The sequence below is a fragment of the Pseudomonas sp. ERMR1:02 genome (genome assembly GCF_002277815.1).
In the GTDB taxonomy this organism is placed as follows: domain Bacteria; phylum Pseudomonadota; class Gammaproteobacteria; order Pseudomonadales; family Pseudomonadaceae; genus Aquipseudomonas.
This window is the reverse complement of the sequence record NZ_NKJI01000006.1, coordinates 371,435-391,048: the sequence shown is the minus strand read 5'-3', so window position 1 is coordinate 391,048 and position 19,614 is coordinate 371,435. Positions and strand designations below refer to the sequence as shown.

Below are 19,614 nucleotides of genomic sequence, written 5' to 3'. Positions count from 1 at the left end.
CGTTTGAATGACCGACGCGGCAAATTTGAACTGGCCAATGGCGGTACGCTGTTCCTCGATGAAGTCGGCGAACTGTCGCTGACGGTGCAAGCCAAATTGCTGCGCGTGCTGCAAAGCGGTCAGCTGCAGCGCCTGGGTTCGGACAAGGAGCATCAGGTCGACGTGCGGCTGATTGCGGCGACCAACCGAGATCTGGCCGAAGAAGTGCGCAGTGGTCGTTACCGCGCCGACTTTTATCACCGCCTCAGTGTTTACCCGTTATTAGTGCCGGCCCTGCGTGATCGTGGCCGCGATGTGCTGCTGCTCAGCGGATACTTCCTGGAGCAGAACCGCTCGCGTATGGGTCTCAACAGCTTGCGCCTGAACAGCGACGCCCAGGTTGCTTTGCTGGCATACGGTTGGCCCGGCAACGTGCGGGAACTGGAACACTTGATCGGCCGTAGTGCCTTGAAGGCCTTGGGCAACTGCAAGGAACGGCCGAAAATTCTCAGCTTGAGTGCAGCCGACCTGGACCTGCCCGATGGCAGTGTTGAAGTCACCGCCGAGCAACCGGTTGCGGCCGCGGTGGCGTTGGTGACGGGGACTTGCGCGAAGCCACCGAGAATTATCAGCGGCAGTTGATTGGTGCGTGCCTGGAACGGCATCACAACAATTGGGCCAGTGCAGCGCGGGAGTTGGGACTGGATCGGGCGAATCTTGGGCGGATGGCCAAGCGATTAGGTATGAAGTGAAGAACCCTGTAGCAGCTGCCGAAGGCTGCGTTCGAGGGCGCAGTCCTCGCCAAACCATTCACCGCGTTGAATCTGATGCACCGAGGGTTCAGGATTTACGACTGCTTCGCAGCCGGACGCAACCTTCGGCAGCTGCTACAGGGAACGCATTCGCAGACTTGGCGGCCGAATATCTCTAAAGCCTGCCCCATATAAGTCGATAACCCGGCATTGATAGCTGTTGGCGATCTTCGCGGTCGCCCGCCACCTTTTCCAAAGAAGGTTTTATGTCCTCCACCAAAGCCCGCGCAGATTCACTTTCGCTTCTGCTGTTCACCTTGCGCAGTGGCAAGTTGATGGCGATCAACCTGTTAAAAGTCAGTGAAATCATTCCCTGCCCGCCGCTGACCAAGCTGCCGGAGTCACACCCCCACGTAAAAGGCATCGCCACATTGCGCGGTGCCTCGCTGTCGGTGATCGACCTCAGCCGCGCCATCGGCGAGCGCCCACTGGAAGATCCGAACGGCGGCTGCCTGATCGTCACCGACGTCAGCCGCTCCAAGCAGGGCTTGCACGTTCAGGCGGTGAGCAAGATCGTCCACTGCCTGACCACCGACATCCGTCCACCGCCCTTGGTTCCGGCGGCGTGCGTTCGTACATCACCGGCGTGACCTCGGTCGATGGGACCCTGGTGCAGGTGCTCGACATCGAAAAAGTCATCCATGGCATCGCTCCGGTGCAGATCGACATGGCACCGACCGAACTGAGCATGGAAGATGCCGAAGTGCTGGGTAACGCGCGAATTCTGGTGGTCGATGACAGCCAGGTCGCCCTGCAGCAATCGGTGCACACCCTGCGCAATCTCGGCCTGCAATGCCACACCGCGCGCAGTGCCAAGGAAGCCATCGATTGCTTGCTGGACCTGCAAGGCACCGCGCAGCAGATCAACTTGATCGTCTCTGACATCGAAATGTCCGAGATGGACGGCTATGCCTTCACCCGCACCCTGCGCGAAACCCCGGACTTCGCGCATCTCTATGTATTGCTTCATACCTCGCTGGACAGTGCGATGAACAGCGAAAAAGCGCGTCTGGCTGGTGCGAATGGAGTGCTGACCAAGTTCTCTTCGCCGGAGCTGACCAAATGCCTCATCGACGCGGCCAAGGCTGTGGCCGAACAAGGTCATTGAGTCTTGGAAGAGGACTATTGCTGGCTGATGCGGCGCGACCTCGCTGAAGTTGTGCCGGCCCACCGCTGGCCAACCGGCATTCAATTGACCCACTACCGCCTTGAACTTACCACTGCCGTGCATCAATTGATGGAACTGGGTTATCGCGACGGCGGCGGTCGGGTGGCGGCGTTGAGCGTCTGGCAACAACGATTTGAAACAGATCCTGAATACGATCCCGACCTGTGCTTCATTGCCCTGGATGCCGAAGGCGTGGTCGCTGTTTGCCAGTGCTGGACCAGTGCCTACATCAAAGATCTGGTGGTGCATCCAAGGGCTCAGCGACAAGGTCTGGGTCGCGCGTTGCTGTTGCATGCATTCAAAGTGTTTCAGCAGCGCCGTGAAGGATTTGTCGATTTGAAGGTTCTGGAAGACAACCTGCGGGCGCGGCGATTGTATGAAAGTGTCGGGATGTATGTGGTCCGCCGGGAACCGGTTCCAGCCTGATACACCGCTTTCGCGAGCAAGCCCGCTCCCACATTTGTTCTGCGAACACGGGCCAAATGTGGGAGCGGGCTTGCTCGCGAAGAGGCTATCGATTCCCCTATCAAACCATCAGGCATACTCATATCTTGGCTACTCCCGCCCAAGGATTCCTGATCAATGAAAGCCGCAACCCTCACCCTCCTCTGCCTCACCGCCCTCGCCACCCAAGCCCACGCCTCCAGCCCCGACGCCTGGGCCGCCTACGACAAAGCCGTAGTCGCCAGTTGCACCAAGGCCAGTGGCCTGAAGAATGCCAAGCCTGTCGGCAACGCCGCGCAGTTCGATGACCGAGTCGGCTACACCGCACTCCTGCTGCAAGGTCAGTATCCGCAAAAACACATGAAAGGCGCGCAAGGCACCGAGTTGTGCCTCTACAACAAACAAAGCAAAACCGCGTATGTCACCGAATGGGACTCCATCCGCCCGACCGCCAAGGCACAGTGAGTGGCGCATAACTTGCTTCGATAGCGGCCTTTGCGGCGACATTCTGTCGCCGTTTCATGCCCTCGGATGCGACTGACCGCTCAATGAATACGACGTTTTCCTGCGTAGGCTGTGGCAAATGCTGCAATGATCACCATGTCTCCCTGACCCTGCCCGAAGCCCGCATGTGGGCAGCCGACGGCGGTCAAGTTATCGTGCTGGTAGAGGCCTTCCTGAGCAACGGCCTGGGCCTGCCAGCACAGCAACGTGAACACGCCGAACGACGTTCTGCGGTGGTTCGCAGCGCCGACGCAGAGGCCTTGGTCGCCATTACATTCGCCGCTTACAACGTCGGTGCCTGCCGGAATCTTGACGAAGACAACCGCTGCCGCATCTATGAACGTCGGCCGCTGGTGTGCCGCATCTACCCGATGGAAATCAATCCGCACATCCCCTGAACACCGCCTTGAAGGAATGTCCGCCCGAGTCGTGGGAAAACGGACCGGAGTTGATTGTCGGCGGTGAACTGGTCGACCGGGAGCTATCGCAATTGATCCAGCGTTCCCGTCAGGCGGATCGCGATGACATCCTGATGAAGGATGCAATCTGCGCGTTAATGGGGATTCGGACGACAGCGCTGAAGGGCGATGGGTTTACCGCTTATCTGCCGGACATGAACGAGTTCGCCACGATCATTGATGAATTGACCGGGCAGACGTTGCCGCAGTGGAGTAGCGAATGGCTGTTCCATGTATCGAGTGAGGATATTGCCGGGCAGGTAGTGGCGGCGGGTGCGCAGGTGGTGACGGGTGAGCCGGCGAACTATGCGTTTATTTCGTTGCGGGCGGCTTGATCCGAAGGATTCGGTGCCTGTGAGGGCCTCTTCGCGAGCAAGCCCGCTCCCACATTTGTTCTGCGAACACGGTTCAAATGTGGGAGCGGGCTTGCTCGCGAAGATGGCAGAATTGTCACCGCAAAATATGGATCTTAACGCTTGCCCATCGACCGCCGAGTCCCCGGCGGCGCCATGCCCGGCGTCTTGGTGTGACCGTTCTTGGCGCCGTTCTTGTACCACGGCTGGTTGGAGCCTTTGGCGCCCGCCAGTTCACCCGGTTTGAATGGAAATTTGAATGCCGGGATCGCGGCTTGGGTTTCGCTGTCCGCGCTGGAGTCGACGCTGTCTGGCAGCTCTGCCTGCTCGTCGCTCAAGGCGTCGGCGACCGGCGGTTGTTTCGGGGAAGTCATGAAAGCTCCGGGTGATGCGTAATATGTCGGGCTCGGTCAGCGAGCCGCGAAAGGCGGGAGTATAACGGAACAGCAGCTACAAGCTTCAAGCAGCAAGCTTGAAGTTAAAAGCTTTAGACTTGCGGCTTGTCGCTAGAAACTTGTAGCTTGCTAAGCATTCTCCTGCGCCCGAAGAGCCCGCCTCCATGAAAAAAACCGTCCTCGCTTTCAGCCGCGTCACGCCTGAAATGGTCGAACGCCTGCAACAAGACTTCGACGTCATCGTGCCGAATCCGAAAAACGGCGACATCAATGCCCAGTTCAATGAAGCCTTGCCCCACGCCCACGGCTTGATCGGCGTCGGTCGTAAGCTCGGTCGTGCGCAACTGGAGAACGCCGCCAAACTGGAAGTGGTCTCCAGCGTCTCGGTGGGCTACGACAACTATGACGTCGCCTACCTCAGCGAACGCGGGATCATGCTGACCAACACGCCCGACGTGCTCACCGAAAGCACCGCCGACCTGGCCTTTGCCTTGTTGATGAGCAGTGCCCGACGCGTGGCCGAACTCGATGCCTGGACCAAGGCCGGTCAATGGCAAGCCACTGTCGGCGCGCCGTTGTTCGGTTGCGATGTCCACGGCAAAACCCTGGGTATCGTCGGCATGGGCAACATCGGTGCGGCCATCGCCCGTCGTGGTCGCCTGGGTTTCAACATGCCGGTCATCTACAGCGGCAACAGCCGCAAGACCGCGCTGGAACATGAGCTCGGCGCGCAGTTGCGCACCCTTGATCAACTGCTGGCCGAAGCCGACTTCGTCTGCCTGGTGGTGCCGCTCAGCGAGAAGACCAAGCACCTGATCAGCCATCGCGAACTGGCGTTGATGAAGCCGAGCGCGATCCTGGTGAACATCGCCCGCGGCCCGGTGGTGGATGAGCCGGCACTGATCGAAGCGCTGCAAAGCAACCGGATTCGTGGTGCAGGGCTGGATGTGTACGAAAAAGAACCGCTGGCCGAGTCGCCACTGTTCCAACTAAAAAACGCCGTGACCCTGCCGCACATCGGCTCGGCCACTAATGAAACCCGTGAGGCGATGGCCAACCGCGCCCTGAGCAACTTGCGCAGTGCCCTGCTGGGCGAGCGACCGCAGGATCTGGTCAATCCGCAGGTCTGGAAAGGTTAAAACGTATTTCCTTGTAGGAGCTGCCGCAGGCTGCGATCTTTTGATCTTAAAAAAAGATCAAAAGATCGCAGCCTGCGGCAGCCCCTACAGGTACGTCGTAACGACATAACTTGCAACTCAGTGCCCGATTACTTTGCAGGGAACGGCTATAAACTCCGACGAAATAACAGTATTCGGAGCGTACTTGCATGAATAACTTCACCACCGCCGGCGTTATCAGGCGGAGCAAAATACTCATCGTCCTGATGGCCTCTCTATTCGGACTCATGACCCTGATCAACAACTTCACCGACTACGCGGCCTACTCCGACTACATCGGGCGAATCATCAGCATGAGCGATACCGTCGGCAATGATTCCAGGCGCTACCGCGCGGTCTCTTCCACGATCTTCCACCACCGTTTTTACTGGGCAATCATCACGCTGGAGATCATCTTCACTTTCAGTTTTCTGGTCGGCACTTATCAGCTCTATCGCAAACTTTCCGCCCCCGCAGTGAATTCCACGAAGCCAAAAAGTTCGCCATCATCGGTTTCAGCACCGCACTTTTCGTTTACCAGACTTTATACGTGATCATTCTCAACGAATGGTTCGACATGGAGTATTCCGCCCAGCGCAATGCCTTTGACTGGGCGAGAAGCAACATTGAATACATGTTCCTCGGCCTGATCTATCTGTTGGTGGCCAAGGACAACTAAACGCCCTGTTTATGCCAACTTGCCCGCCACCGGGCTCACACTTGGCCTGGGTTTACGGAACACCAGCACGTTCCCCAGCATCACCATCACCAACCCCGCCAGTGCTGGAGCAGTCCACTGGTAGCCTTCGACGAACGCCGAGACATTCAACGCCACCACCGGGAACAGCACAGTGCAATATGCGGCACGTTCCGGCCCCATGCGACCGACCAGCGTCAGGTAAGCGGTGAAACCGATCACTGAGCCGGGAATGACCAGGTACAGCAATGAACCGATGTAGCGTGCATTCCACTCCACGTCGAACGGGATGCCCTTGACCAGGCACCACGCCGACAACATTGCCGCGCCATAAGCCATGCCCCAGGCGTTGGTCGTCAGCGGCCTGAGCCCGGCTTTCTGCTGCAGGCTCGACAACATGTTGCCCGCCGAGAAACACAAGGTGCCGCACAGCGCCAGGCCCAGGCCGAGCAGGGTCTGCGGGCTGGTGGTGTGGCCGACCAGTTCAGGCCAGAACAGCAGGCCCAGGCCAAGCAAGCCCAGCGCGCCGCCCATCAACACATTGCGGGCGATTTTCTGGCCGAAGAACACCCGTGCATTGAGGGCGTTCCACAAGGTCGCCGTGGAAAACACCACGGCAACCAGACCGCTGGGGATCCACTGACTGGCGGTCAGGAAACACATGAAGTTGACGCAAAACAGGCACAACCCCTGCGCCAGACAAATCAGATGCCCGCGCCGGTTCATCACCTGCAGCTTTCGGCTGAGCAACAGCAACACGAACAGCACCAGCGCGGCGAGGCCGAAGCGATAGACGATCGACACGGGAATCGCCACCACGCCCAGCTGCCATTTCAGGGCAATCCAAGTGGTGCCCCAGATCAGCACGGTCAGCAGATACAACGAAAGGTTCATGACAAAGGCTCCTCGATAGGTGCCCAGTGTCCTGCGTACAGCCTTGGCGCACTTGCATAAACTTGCGCTTTTGTCGCGCGGCGGGCTGCCAGGCCAAGGCCTACGGAGTAGGATGCAAGGCGTTAGAGAGCAGCGAACATGTCCGCACTGGAAACCCTACAAGTCTTTCAAGCCCTTAACCGCTCGCCCAATGCTCGCCTGGAGCACAGCGCCGAGCTCGGTGACGGCCTGTCTGCAGCCTTGTGGAGCAACCATCACGACGCCCAGGACTACGAAGCGCCGAGCCACCACACGCTGTCGTGCTACATCGCCGGCGGCACCGGCACCTTTCGCCGCGACCAGCCCGACACCAAGGGCGGCCCGGACAAGCTGTGCATCCTGCCAGCCGATCATCAGTCAGGCTGGGTAATCAACGGCAACATTCGCCTGGCTCACCTGTATTCAGCCCTGAACAATTTGCCCTTGGCTGCGTAACGCTACTCGATCGTGAACCCCGGGAATTGCAGCTGCGCGAGCAAACCTTTCTGGATGACCCGCAGCAAGCGTTGCGTTTTCGACAGTTGATCAACCTCAACTGGGATGAACCGGCTGAGCGGCTGCTCACCAGCAGCCTGGCCCACGAGATGCTCAGCCATGCCCTGCTCAGCCAGGTCAGCAATCGTCCTGGCTTACGCCTGAAGGGTGGTCTGGCAGCGCATCAACGGCGGCTGTTGGTGGAATACATCGACGGCCATTTGGCCGACGCCATCAGCCTGGGAAAACTGGCGGCGTTGTGCGCGTTGTCGGAATACCATTTCGCACGGATGTTCCGCGAGAGCTTCGGCTTGCCGCCGCATCAGTATGTTTTGGCGCGGCGGCTGAGTCGGGCGCGGGATTTGCTGCGCTCGACATCGCAGCCATTGGGGACATTGCATTGGCTTGCGGGTTTGCCAGTGCCAGTCATTTTACCAATCGGTTTCGACAGACATTGGGCGGTACGCCGGGGAGTATCGGCAGGCGTTTTTGCGTTAATTCCGGGATTTCAGCGCCGGTCAGATCGCCTTCGCGGGCAAGCCCGCTCCCACAGGGTAAGAGGTTGGCCACCAAATATGTGAACACCGCTAATCCTTGTGGGAGCGGGCTTGCCCGCGATGAACGATAACGCGGTCTGCGATCAGAACTCCAATGTACTGGACAACATCACCTGCCGCGAATCCCCCATCGACACAAAGAGCCGACTCGCCGCCGAGGTGTAGTAGGTGCGGTCGAACAGGTTTTTCACGTTGAGCTGAAACTTGAGCTTCTGCCCGTCGAGTTCGGTGTCGTAGGTGGCGAACGCATCGGCGACGGTGTAGCTCGGCAGGTCGAAATCGTTCACCGCGTTGCCCGCGCGCTCCCCGACATAACGCGCGCCCGCGCCGACTCGCAGTTGATCGCCGCCGATGATACTGCCGAAGTCGTATACGGCTGAAAGCGAGCCGCTGTTCTTCGCCACGTTTTGCAGCTTATTGCCTTTGTAGTCCGGGTCCTCAGTCACCTCGGCGTCGGTATAGGCGTAGCTGCCGATCATGCTCCAGCGGTCCGTGAGCTGGCCGCTCAAATCCACTTCCAGACCACGGGAACGCACTTCACCGGCGGCACTGTAGATCGTCACCGGGCCTTCGGAGTTGGCAATCAGCACGTTGCGCTTCTTGATGTCGAACAGTGCGACGTTGCCCGTTACGCGCCCCGGCAGATCGAGCTTGGCGCCGATTTCCCAGGACTTGGCTTCTTCCGGCGCGACACTGCCATCGAGCACGACATTGCTGCCACTCAATGGCGCGATGGTCGAGTTCGGTTTGAAAGATTGGGTGTAGCTGCCGTAGAACGACAACGCGTCGGTGTAGCGATACACAAGACCCGCCCGCGGCACCCATTTCTGCCCGTTGCTGTCGGTGTTGGCATGGAATGGCACGCCTTTGCCGGCGTACTGGTCGTACTCCTGGAATCGTCCGCCAGCCACCAGAATCCACTTGTCAGTGAGGTGGATCGAGTCCTGCAAAAACACTGAGTCGCTGCGCAGCAAATCGGTTTGGGCACTGTCGGCCGGGCTCACGGTGGTGCCTTCGACTTCACGGCCGTACACCGGGTTGAGATAGCTGAAGGTGGTCAGGCTTTTCTGGCGGATCAGGTCGGCGCGGTAGATCTTGCGGTACTCGTCATCGATACCGAACACCAAGTCATGCTGCATGCCCGCGACAACGACGTTGCCTTCCAGGCTCGCCGTGGTGAAGCGGTCGGTACTGATCGCATTCTGCGTGCCATCCATGCTGCGGGCCAGCGTGCCTTTATTGGTGTCGATGGCGGTCACGCGCACCTGGCTGGCGTCGTAGGTTTCGCGGTTCCAGCTGTAGCCGAAGTGGGCGTTCCAGTTGTCGTTGAGCTCGTGATCGGCCTCGAAGTGATAGAGGTCCGAACGCCCTTCCAAATCGTTAAAGGGTTCGTCGAGGCGCTCTTTGCGCGAGATATCCAATGGATGGTTATCACGCGGGTCGATCACCGTGCCACGGTCGAACGGGGTCAAAAATTCACGGTGCTCATAGGCAAACAGCAACTTGGTGCTTTCGCCGAACCAGGCCAGAGATGGCGCCACCAGGCTCTCGCGATGAACACCGAAGTTGCGCCAGTAATCTTCGTCTTCGTGGTCCAGCACCATGCGATAGGCCAACCCTGAAGTCCCCAACGCACCGGTGCTGTCGAACATGCCGCCGCTGCCGTTCTTGCCTTCGCCATAGGTCGAGCCGCGCAGGGTCAAGGCGTTGTACTGCTCAAGCTCAGGCTTTTTGCTGACCATGTTCACCACGCCGCCCGGGTCTTGAATACCGTAGAGCAGCGAGGCCGGTCCCTTAAGCACTTCGACCCGGTCTACCGTGGCGTTCATGCCACGGCCCTGCACGATCGGCATGCCGTCACGCATGATCGAACCGTTGCGGTTGTCGCCGAAACCGCGGGTCATCACAGAATCCAGGGTGCTGCCCAGCGTGTTGCCCTGGGTAATGCCGCTGACGTTGGCCAGTGCATCATCCAGATTGCGCGGCGCCTGATCGCGAATGACCTGTGCCGCGACCACGTTGACGGTCTGCGGGATTTCCTGAATTGGAGTCGAGGAGCGCATCACCGAGCTGGTGGGCGGTGGTTGTAGCTCGTAGATGGGTCCATCACTGAAGAGATGGTGGTCGCATCCAGGTTCAAGGCCCCTTCGGTGGGCAGCGGCTCCAGAGCCATGGTGTGGCTATCGGTACGACGGAAGGTGAAGCCCGAACCGCTGAGCAAACGCTGGAGTGCCTGTTCGGCGCTCATTTGACCGCTAAGCGCCGGCGCTTTGAGACCGTAGGGCGCTTCATCGGTGTAGACGACGCTGATACCGGTCACCCGGCTGAAATCGCTCAATGCCTGGGTAGCGGTTTGGCGGCCATCGAAAAACTGAACTGCTCGCGTTGCTGACTGCTGCCAGCCTCAGCGGCCATCGCCACGCTCAGCGGCAACAGCGCCAGAGCCGAAAAATTCAACGCAGAAACACTCAACCATCGTTTGACCGAACCCGATTTTGCCCTGGACTTCATGACTCATGACCTGTGTAGAACCGCAACGGATGCGAATGACTCGCAGTTTCAGTCACTACACGGATGGCGTTTGGTTTTACCTCAGCAGAAGTTGAAAATATTTTTGCCCGGGGATGAGGTGTCGGAGCTGACGTCTTCGCGGGCAAGCCTCGCTCCTACAGAATTGGGGGATCCACAATGTTGTGCTCGACGCAAACCTGTAGGAGCGAGGCTTGCCCGCGAAAGGGCCGGCCGCATCAACGCAAAATGATCAGATGCCCCAGAACGCTATGCTGCTCAAACCCCAACACCCCTGCAACGAACTCAATACCGCCTGCGGGTCCTTGTTCGCAAAGCTGCCGCTGACCCGTCGCTTGGCCAGTTCATCGTTGAGCAACACGATCCGCCCCGGGTAATACCGCCCCAGATCCTGTACCACATCGGCCAACGTCGCCTTGTAGTAGTTAAGCCAACCCTGGCGCCACGCCAGTTGCGCTTCGCTGTCCACCGCGTGCAGCGGTTGCGCCGTGCCTTCGCCATAGGCCACTTGCTGGCCAGCGGTGAGGATTTGTTGCGCGGCGTTTTTATCCGCCGTGACCCCGACCCGACCGGACAACACCGTGACCTGCGCGCCATGGGGTTGCAGGCGCACTTCGAACTGTGTGCCCAGCACCCGTGCCTGGCCCTTTTCGGCGTCGACCACAAACGGCTCGCCGGTGTGGGTCACGCTAAAGAAGCCGGCACCCCGACGCACCTGCACATGCCGCTCACCGCGACTGAAATCCACGGCGATGGCACTGTCGGTGTCGAGGGTGACTTGCGATTGATCGGCCAGCGTGACGGTGCGAATTTCCCCCGGTGCCGAGACATAATCGGCGCCCAGGTCATCAATCCAGCGCGACGGCTGCCAATCGGTGCCGAGACTGATCATCAGCACCAGACAAGCGGCCATCGCCAGCGCACCCGACCAGCGCCGAACGCTGTTGCGGCGCGAGCGATTCATGGCGTTGAGGTAGCCCTGCAGGGCAAATGCGTCCTCATCGGCCAGGGCACGCGCAGGCACTTCGCTCAATTCCCAGAGCACTTGCGCACGGGAGTAAGCCTCGGCATGCGCTGGGTCAGCCTGCAACCACTGGCTGAAGGCGGCCTGTTCGCGACTGCTCGGCTGGTCATGCAACAGACTCAGCCAAGCCAGCGCGGCCTGCTCCTGAGCGGGCGTCGGAGTGACGCATTGGACATTGTTCACGGTGCTTTCCCTGGCATACGCGGTTCCAATTCCCGCAGGCTGGCCTTGCAGGCCTCGAGCGCGCGCATCATATGTTTTTCCACGGCACTTTGAGACAGGCCCATGGCCTTGGCGATTTCGGCGTACTTGCGACCATGGATACGGTTGAGCAAAAAGATCTGCCGCGTGCGCTCGGGCAACGCGCGCAATGCAGCTTCCACATGCCGCAAATCGTTACCCGCCTCCAGCGCCGCTTGCGGCTCACTGCCCAAGCTGTCCGACGGCTGCGCCATCAAGCCTTCACTGGCCCGCGCCCGCGTGCCTTCGCTGCGCAAATGGTCGATGGCAATATTGCCGGCGCAGCGCAACAGGTAGGTGTTGAGCTCTTCGACCTGCACCAGCGGCCGCCGCCAGAAACGCAGGAACAAATCCTGCACCAGGTCCGCGGCCGTCGCCCGGCAACCAACCCGGCGGTTCACCAGCGCTTCCATTTGCGACCGTTGCGAGAGGAATACCTGGAGAAAATGCGCACGGTCGCCACGCGGTTCATCACGCTCGATGTCACGGGGTTCTTTTTCACAGAGCTGGGGAGGATGGCTGATCATCGATTCAATACTGGGTCAGGCCATATGAACATCACGGGGCCAGTAAGGGCGCAATATTAATGATAAATATTCTCATACGCAAAAGTGTCGAATGAGATCTGCTCACCGCATGCTGCCAAGTGCTCGACCCTGTAGGAGCCGGCTTGCTGGCGATCGCGGCGCATTATCAACAATGATGACAACGGACACACCGCTATCACCAGCAAGCCGGCTCCTACAGGAAATTGGGGAATACCGGAAACAAAACGGGCCTGCAAAGCAGGCCCGTTTTCATTGGGAAGTTAAATCAGGCTTCAAGCGTTTTGGGCGGCCTGTTCGTTTTCAAGAAACTCTTCTTCCAGCAGCTTATCGGCGTGCGGCCTGCGCTCGAATGGCACTACGGCGGCGCGTGGTTTGCCGCGCAATTTGCCGAACAAGTGTTCTAGCGCATGCTCGAGCTTCTCGGCAGCTCCATCGATCGCCAGTTCCAGGCTGGCGGCTTTATGGGTGACAGAAATCGGTTGGTGGCCTTTTGGCCTCGCTTCCAGTTGGCAGCGTAAATCGTGGGGACCAGGCTTGTCGCCGTTCTCGTCCCGCAGGTGAACCTCGACTCGGGTCAAGTCCTCCTCATAACGTTCGAGCGTGCTCTCAATGGTGGTTCGTACCCACTCCTCCAGTCGGATGCTGCTTTGAATATGGTTATCGCTATTGACTTGGATTTGCATAGTTCATCCCTTATTTCAGCTAGCTCGCGAGAGGCCGGTCAGCTAAGCCCTTGGGCGTCATCACCGTGACCTCTTGGTTACACAATCGGTCTGTACGCTGAACATTTCAACCCCTGAAAAAAGATAATTTGTAATCGCAGAAAAAGCCGGACAACCGGTAAAAGCGCTGTTAAGGTCGGGAGTTGATTCGCCCCGCCCCTCTGTCACAAATTCTCACATTTGCTGCTCCCCAAGCGGGTGCAAGCCGCGAAAAATCCCCGCCTCTTCCACCAGCCAGTCATGCACCGCACGCACGCCCGGATGGCTCAGCGCACCCGGCGCATAGAGCAACATGTAGCGCTTGTGATTGGGCACCGCCAGGCCAAACGGCACGATCAACGCCCCACGCTCCAACTCGTCGTTCAACAGCGTTCGCCGCGCAATCGCCACGCCCATCCCGGCGATGGCCGCTTCGATGGTCAGGTGATTGCGGTTGAACGTATGCCCTCGGCGCACATCCGCGCCTTCGAAGCCGATGGCATTGAGATAGAACTCCCATTCCGCGTATTCGTAACTGCCGCGCCAGGCGGTAATGTCGTGCAGCAATGGAAAATGCATTAGGTCCGCGGGGCCATGTAGCGGCGGACGACCGCGCAGCAGGCCCGGTGCACAGACCGGAAAAATCTGTTCATCGAGCAAGGCTGTGGATAACAGTCCGGGTAGCTGCCGTCGTTCAGGTCGATGGCCAGATCGAAATCCCCCTCATGTAACGGCACGCTGCTGTCTTCAGCCACCAGACGCAATTGGATGTCCGGAAAACGCTGCTGTAAGCGAGGCAGGCGCGGGGTCAGCCATTTGCTCAGGAATGACGGAATCGAACGCACCCGCAGGGTCCCGCTGATCATGCCCGCGTCCAGTCTGCGTAATTCTGCATCGATGCTGCCGTAGGCCTCGTTGACGGTGATGGCCAGTCGCTGGCCTTCGGCGCTCAGCTCCACGCCCCGGGCACGCCGATGAAACAGACGAAAGCCCAGGCGCTCTTCCAGTTGACGAATTTGCTGGCTGACCGCACCCGGCGTGATGTGCAGTTCTTCGGCGCAGCGGGTGAACGACAAGTGCCGGGCGGCGCAGGAAAACACCTGCAGCCACACATAAGTCTGGGCATGCAATTGACGACTCATCGTTTAGTCCTGCTAAAGGCTGTCTTAGGAAGTTTCGTTGGTCACGTAGGACCCATGTTGGCAGTATCGCTGAAAGTGCGCTTGTCCTACAAAAATGGCAGCGATTCATCTTCCATTGCAGGAATAGGCTTTAGCATGGCTATCAGTGTTTTTGATCTCTTCAAAGTCGGTATCGGCCCTTCCAGTTCGCATACCGTTGGTCCGATGCGCGCTGCGGCGACCTTCGCCCAGGCGCTGGTCGATCAGGGTTGTGTGTCTGACGTGCGACGAGTAGAAATCCGACTCTATGGCTCCCTGTCGGCGACCGGCGTCGGTCACGCCACCGACCGCGCTTGTGTCATGGGTTTGATGGGTGAGTGGCCGGACCGCATCGATCCCACCACCATCGACAGCCGAATCCACACCCTGCGCGAAACCGCCGAATTGTCCCTGGCCGGCCAGGTGACCATCGCCTTCGACTGGTCGCGCGATCTCCTGCTGCTTGACGAGAGCTTGCCCTACCACCCCAACGCCATGTCTCTGACAGCCTTCGGCGAAACCGGTGAGTTGTTCGAGCAAACCTACTACTCGATCGGCGGCGGTTTCATCATTGAAGCGGCCGAAGCCGAATCCGGTATTGCCCCCGACAACGACGTAGTGTTGCCATACGATTTCTCCAGCGCTGTCGAACTGCTTGAGCTCTGCAACCAGCACGGGTTGCGGATTTCCGAATTGATGATGGCCAACGAACGGGCCTGGCGCAGTGACGAAGAAATCCGTCAGGGCCTGCTGCACATCTGGTCGGTGATGCGCGAGTGCGTCGAGCAAGGGCTGCAGCACGAAGGCATCCTGCCCGGCGGCCTGAATGTTCCGCGTCGCGCGGCGAAATTGCACCGCAGCCTGTTGGAAATCGGTAAGCCGAACGTCATCACCTCGACCCTGTCGGCCATGGAGTGGGTCAACCTGTTCGCCCTCGCAGTGAACGAAGAAAATGCTGCCGGTGGACGCATGGTTACCGCTCCGACCAACGGCGCGGCGGGATCATTCCGGCGGTGCTGCACTACTACATGAAATTCAATCCGGAGGCGTCGGACGATGATGTGGTGGCGTTCTTTTTGGGCGCGGCAGCCGTCGGCATCCTCTGCAAGAAAAACGCGTCGATCTCCGGTGCCGAGGTCGGTTGCCAGGGCGAAGTCGGCTCGGCCTGCGCCATGGCCGCCGCTGGTCTGGCAGAAGTGCTGGGCGCCACACCGGAGCAACTGGAAAACGCCGCGGAAATCGGCCTGGAACATAACCTCGGCCTGACCTGCGACCCGGTCGGCGGGCTGGTGCAAGTGCCGTGCATCGAGCGCAACGCGATTGCCGCGGTGAAGGCAATCAATGCCACGCAAATGGCCCTGCGCGGTGACGGTAAACACTTCATTTCCCTGGACCGGGTGATCCGCACAATGCGCGATACCGGCGCCGACATGCATGACAAATACAAAGAAACGTCACGGGGCGGCCTGGCGGTGAGCTGGGTGGAGTGTTGACCGGTTTGAAGGCATGCCGATATTTATTGCCCTGAAACGGGCACTTGTAGGAGCGAGCCTGCTCGCGAAAAACCCACGGGCGCCGCGGGTTGTCTGGTTTTACGCGTTATCGTTCACGACCATCGCGAGCAGGGCTCGCTCCTACAGGATTAAATTGTCCCACAATTAATCCGGCATGCCCCTTGCTACACCCCTGTTGCAAGCATTGAAGACGATCTGGCCACGGAATGGCCGATGGTCTGGTATTGCGAACTAACCCCGATATCGACCGGTCAACAATTGCACGTTCAATCAGGCGGTGACGCATCATGGACAACCCCTTTCAGCTCATTACCGATGCCTTTGCAGCGGATTATCAGATCAACCTGAGCATTCAGGGTCTGGACGGCCGCATCATGCTGACCCTGTCCAACAGTGGCCGGGTAGTCGCAAAGCGCATGATCAGTGCCGAACAACGCAATGACACCGAGCGCCTCAAACGCCTGGTGCAAAGCATTCAATTCGGCATCGCCATCGAACAGGGCCACAGCGCGGTGGCCATCCTCGAAGCCATGACCGATGGCGGCACACGCAACCTGCCGCCACCGTCCGTCAAGGGCCGGCCCCGACCCGCCATGGGGCTTTAAATCTCGCCCTTTTCTACTTCCGGATGTTCACTGGATCCCGCACCGGTCTTGCGCTGCGGGTTGTCAATCTTCACCGACGGAAATGCGACGAAGCGTAGCGCACCACCAGAATCGCAAACGCAAGCAGCAGAATCCCCCCGCACAGGTAGATGATCCCAAGGTCAGGCGGGTTATGGTGCGATACGTTGGAGATCAACAGGCGTGTCAGCGCGGTAATCGCCACGTAGATCAGGAAGCGCACCGGCATGTGGTTGGTCTTGAAGTAAATCCCGACCATCGCCCCCAGTTCGAGGTAGATGAACAGCAGCAAGATGTCATCGATCTTGATGTGTCCTGCTTCGATCATCCCGAGAAATTCCATCACCGCTGCCCACGCGGTCACGGCGCCAATGGCGAACAGTGCCAGGTAGTGAAAGGTCTCGACGAACAGGTTGCCCAGGGACTCCGCCAGTTCATGCACGGTTTGCCGCAGGTTATCGGCCCAGTTGATTTTCACGATGATGCTTCCTTAGGTCGGCTTGACCGAATAATGCGGGTTGGACGTGACGGTTGTTCTGCATGCAGAAACAAGGCCAGTGGCTTATTGGTGAGATGATGGCCACGTGGGATGAGACACGTTGGTGGTGACCGGGAAGTACGCCTTCGCTGTAGGAGCGAGGCTTGCCCGCGAATGTGACGACTCGTTCCCAATGCCAAACCCCAATCCGGTCTACATTAAAAAGCCACTACCCAAACCCTAGCGATTCGCTTATCCTTTTCGCTGTATATAAATACAGTAGCCGAATCAGACAACAAAATGTGAAGGCATGTGAGGTGGTGAATGGCCGTCGAAGTGGTATACCGCAGCAGCCGAGATCTGGAGCGTTTGTTCATGGATAAAGCCGAAGCTGACCGTCATGACAAAATGCTCGAGCTGGCCGAGTTGCTGGCTGAAGTGTTGCACAAAGCCGTTCCGTCCCTGACCGAGCAGCAAGTGGAAGAAGCCGGGATCTACATGGCAAAAAATCGCGATGTGTTCGCCAAGGCGTTCAAGAGCCAGCCGGACGCCTTGTCCGAGTTGCTCACCGCGCCTGTTGAAGTCGTGCAACCGGTTGAAGTGGCAGCACCTGTTGAAGAGGCAGCCGTTGAGCCGATTGCCCCGGCCAAGCCAGCCAAGGCCGCTAAAGCCGCAAAGTAAGTGACACTCGAATTGAATAGGCCCTGAGTCGATGGCTCAGGGCCTTTTTCATGTCTGTGATTTTCTGACCTTGCTATCGGTACAACACTTTCTCCGCCAACTCATCCGCCACCCGCGCCGGCGAACGTTTTTCCGCCTGGGCATGGGCAAACACTTCCGTTAGTCGCGAGCTGATTTTCGACAGGTGTGCGGTGATGGTCGACAGTTCTTCGCCACGGTGTTTGAGTGAGACGTAGATCAACCCGCCGGCATTGATCACGTAATCCGGCGCATACAGGATGCCCCGCCGCTCAAGCTGATCGGCTACGTCCAGATGAGTCAACTGGTTGTTCGCCGAACCCGCCACCGCCGAGCAGCGCAATTGCGTCACGCTATGACTGTTGAGCACGCCACCCAGGCCGCACGGCGCGAGAATGTCGCAAGGCGTGCTGAGCAGCGCGTCGTTGGCAATAGGGTGAGCGCCAAGTTGCTCCATCGCCAGTTGCACCTTGCCATGGTCGATATCGCTAACCAGCAGTTCGACACCGGCGGCATGCAGCTGTTCCGCCAAGGCAAAACCGACATTGCCCAGACCTTGAATAGCCACGCGCAGGCCTTCGAGGTTATCGCTGCCCAACCGCGCCATGGCGGTGGCACGAATGCCGGTGAACACACCCATTGCCGCGTGGGGCGCAGGGTCACCCGCCGAAGTGGTGCTGGTGACGTGTTGGGTCTGCTGGGCGATGCAGTCCATATCCGCCACTGAAGTACCGCTGTCGATGGCAGTGATGTAGCGGCCATCGAGCTGATTGATGCAGCGCCCGAAAGCTTCGAATAGCGCGGCGCGGTTCGCCACGTGAGCCGGGCGGATAATCACCGCCACACCGCCGCCCTGGGCCAGGCCGGCCAGTGCCGCCTTGTAGCTCATGCCTTGGGCAAGGCGCACGGCATCCTCGACTGCGGACTCGTCGCTGGGGTAGGCAAGGTAACGACAACCACCCAGGGCAGGCCCCAGGCGACTGTTATGAATGGCAATGACCGCCTTCAACCCGGTGGCCGGGTCGACGCTCAGATGCAGCGATTCAAGGCGAGTGCTTTGCATGAGAGCGAACATCGTAAGGCTCCCGAATCACTTCTTGTAGTCGCCAGTATAGGCTTGCGCTAAAAAAATGCAGAAGCGCACCGGAATAAGCGGAGCGGCCATTCAGTCATTCGGAAATAAACCGTGAACACCCCTGCACAGTACTGGACGAATGGCAGAGACGGGGCTAAAACGAGGCATTGCCCGGAGATTTTGATGACCCCGCGCCAATCGTTTTTCGCCTGCCTGCAACGTTCACCGCCCGCGCTGTTCGAGGCGGCGCTTTGGATTGCCGCCGAACATGACAGCGAGGTGAACCTCGGGACGCTGCTGGTAAACTTCAAAGAGCTGCAACAGCGCATCAGTGGCAGCCTGCCGATGTTGCCGGTGAGCGAGCTGGCGCAACCGTTGTTGCGGCGCATGAATGACCTGGGGTTCGCCCAGGACGACTCCACTCCCTTGCGGCCACAAGTGGCGTTACTCCATCGAGTGCTGGAACGCCGGCGCGGGCAACCCCTGGCCTTGGGCCTGATCGCACTGGAGTTGGCCAGAGGTCTGGAAATCCCCTTGGTCGGGGTCAACTTCCCCGGCCATTTTCTACTGCGCGTACCGGGCGCCGATCACTTGCTCGATCCGTGCGGCGGCCGTCGCCTCTATCCCAACGATTGCCGGGAACTGCTGCACCGCCAGTACGGCCCGAACCTGAAACTCAGCGCCGAACACCTGATCACCGCCGAGCCCGTGCAAATGCTGCAACGTCTGTCGCGCAACCTGCGCCAGCTACACCTTTCCAATGACGATTACATCGGGGCCCTGGTCGACGCCGAACGCGTGCTGGAACTGGGCAACGGCACAGCCGCGGATTACCTGGCCCGGGCCAGCCTCTACCAACGGCTGGAATGCCCCAACGCCGAGCGCTTCGACCTGGAACATGCCCTGCTGCTCAGCGACGACCCGATCCAGCGGATTCGTTTGACGGAGCGGCTGGGGCATTTGCCGCCCAACTCAATCGTCCACTGATCCCGCTCTTTGTAGGAGCGAGGCTTGCCCGCGAACCGGTCGCCTCGGTCCGTCTGGCGCACCGCGTCATCGTTCTTCGCGGGCAAGCCTCGCTCCTACAGGGGG

The 19,614-nt window shown here is 59.3% G+C and carries 10 protein-coding genes and 11 pseudogenes; 12 read left to right on the top strand and 9 right to left on the bottom strand.

Annotation, left to right across the window (positions count from 1 at the left end):
- From CES87_RS14655 to CES87_RS14630, 5 genes and pseudogenes are all read left to right on the top strand, one after another.
- A pseudogene (locus tag CES87_RS14655) lies at positions 1-731 on the top strand (sigma 54-interacting transcriptional regulator); the annotation flags it as partial.
- 266 nt (positions 732-997) lie between these two features.
- Positions 998-1,899, top strand: a pseudogene (locus CES87_RS14645) (chemotaxis protein CheV).
- Between the two features lie 27 nt (positions 1,900-1,926).
- The gene (locus tag CES87_RS14640; RefSeq protein ID WP_128606668.1) at positions 1,927-2,385 is read left to right on the top strand and encodes an N-acetyltransferase; all 459 of its coding nucleotides are present in this window, start codon (positions 1,927-1,929) and stop codon (positions 2,383-2,385) included.
- Positions 2,386-2,541: 156 nt separating this feature from the next.
- Entirely contained in the window at positions 2,542-2,868 is a 327-nt protein-coding gene (locus CES87_RS14635; protein WP_128606658.1) for a hypothetical protein, read from the top strand.
- A gap of 83 nt (positions 2,869-2,951) precedes the next feature.
- A pseudogene (locus CES87_RS14630) lies at positions 2,952-3,700 on the top strand (YkgJ family cysteine cluster protein).
- Between the two features lie 134 nt (positions 3,701-3,834).
- Here CES87_RS14630 and CES87_RS14625 read toward each other — a convergent pair.
- Positions 3,835-4,092, bottom strand: coding sequence for a hypothetical protein (locus tag CES87_RS14625; protein WP_128606657.1), 258 nt, complete (start codon positions 4,090-4,092; stop codon positions 3,835-3,837).
- A 185-nt stretch (positions 4,093-4,277) separates the two neighbouring features.
- On the opposite strand from CES87_RS14625, the gene CES87_RS14620 reads away from it, so the two are divergent.
- Both CES87_RS14620 and CES87_RS14615 read left to right on the top strand, forming a co-directional pair.
- Positions 4,278-5,252, top strand: a complete 975-nt coding sequence (locus CES87_RS14620) for a D-glycerate dehydrogenase (RefSeq protein WP_128606656.1) — start codon at positions 4,278-4,280, stop codon at positions 5,250-5,252.
- Between the two features lie 188 nt (positions 5,253-5,440).
- Positions 5,441-5,949, top strand: a pseudogene (locus tag CES87_RS14615) (DUF2165 family protein).
- Between the two features lie 9 nt (positions 5,950-5,958).
- On the opposite strand, the gene CES87_RS14610 reads toward CES87_RS14615, so the two are convergent.
- On the bottom strand, positions 5,959-6,861 hold the full coding sequence (locus tag CES87_RS14610) for a DMT family transporter (protein ID WP_128606655.1): 903 nt from the start codon (positions 6,859-6,861) through the stop codon (positions 5,959-5,961).
- 138 nt (positions 6,862-6,999) lie between these two features.
- On the opposite strand from CES87_RS14610, the pseudogene CES87_RS14605 reads away from it, so the two are divergent.
- A pseudogene (locus tag CES87_RS14605) lies at positions 7,000-7,872 on the top strand (helix-turn-helix domain-containing protein).
- A gap of 142 nt (positions 7,873-8,014) precedes the next feature.
- Here the strand turns inward: CES87_RS14605 and CES87_RS14600 are convergent.
- From CES87_RS14600 to CES87_RS14580, 5 genes and pseudogenes are all read right to left on the bottom strand, one after another.
- Positions 8,015-10,442 (bottom strand): annotated as a pseudogene (locus CES87_RS14600) (TonB-dependent siderophore receptor).
- Positions 10,443-10,678: 236 nt separating this feature from the next.
- A pseudogene (locus tag CES87_RS14595) lies at positions 10,679-11,667 on the bottom strand (FecR domain-containing protein).
- Positions 11,664-12,251: an RNA polymerase sigma factor gene (locus CES87_RS14590; RefSeq protein WP_178081423.1), complete on the bottom strand. Its 588-nt coding sequence runs from the start codon at positions 12,249-12,251 to the stop codon at positions 11,664-11,666. Before CES87_RS14590 ends, CES87_RS14595 begins: the two are co-directional and overlap by 4 nt.
- A 293-nt stretch (positions 12,252-12,544) precedes the next feature.
- Positions 12,545-12,955: an HPF/RaiA family ribosome-associated protein gene (locus CES87_RS14585; protein ID WP_008054445.1), complete on the bottom strand. Its 411-nt coding sequence runs from the start codon at positions 12,953-12,955 to the stop codon at positions 12,545-12,547.
- Between the two features lie 213 nt (positions 12,956-13,168).
- A pseudogene (locus CES87_RS14580) lies at positions 13,169-14,115 on the bottom strand (LysR substrate-binding domain-containing protein).
- 135 nt (positions 14,116-14,250) lie between these two features.
- Here CES87_RS14580 and CES87_RS14575 point away from each other — a divergent pair.
- Together CES87_RS14575 and CES87_RS14570 are read left to right on the top strand one after the other, a co-directional pair.
- Positions 14,251-15,626, top strand: a pseudogene (locus tag CES87_RS14575) (L-serine ammonia-lyase).
- 308 nt (positions 15,627-15,934) lie between these two features.
- Positions 15,935-16,252: a DUF3509 domain-containing protein gene (locus tag CES87_RS14570; RefSeq protein WP_128606654.1), complete on the top strand. Its 318-nt coding sequence runs from the start codon at positions 15,935-15,937 to the stop codon at positions 16,250-16,252.
- Here CES87_RS14570 and CES87_RS14565 read toward each other — a convergent pair.
- Positions 16,249-16,748: pseudogene (locus CES87_RS14565) on the bottom strand (phosphate-starvation-inducible protein PsiE). The gene CES87_RS14570 and the pseudogene CES87_RS14565 sit on opposite strands and share 4 nt — an antisense overlap.
- A gap of 324 nt (positions 16,749-17,072) precedes the next feature.
- On the opposite strand from CES87_RS14565, the pseudogene CES87_RS14560 reads away from it, so the two are divergent.
- Positions 17,073-17,312: pseudogene (locus tag CES87_RS14560) on the top strand (YebG family protein); the annotation flags it as partial.
- A gap of 190 nt (positions 17,313-17,502) precedes the next feature.
- On the opposite strand, the gene CES87_RS14555 reads toward CES87_RS14560, so the two are convergent.
- Positions 17,503-18,522, bottom strand: coding sequence for a Glu/Leu/Phe/Val dehydrogenase dimerization domain-containing protein (locus tag CES87_RS14555; protein ID WP_128606652.1), 1,020 nt, complete (start codon positions 18,520-18,522; stop codon positions 17,503-17,505).
- 183 nt (positions 18,523-18,705) lie between these two features.
- On the opposite strand from CES87_RS14555, the gene CES87_RS14550 reads away from it, so the two are divergent.
- The gene (locus CES87_RS14550; protein ID WP_128606651.1) at positions 18,706-19,509 is read left to right on the top strand and encodes a SirB1 family protein; all 804 of its coding nucleotides are present in this window, start codon (positions 18,706-18,708) and stop codon (positions 19,507-19,509) included.
- Positions 19,510-19,614: the final 105 nt, after the last annotated feature.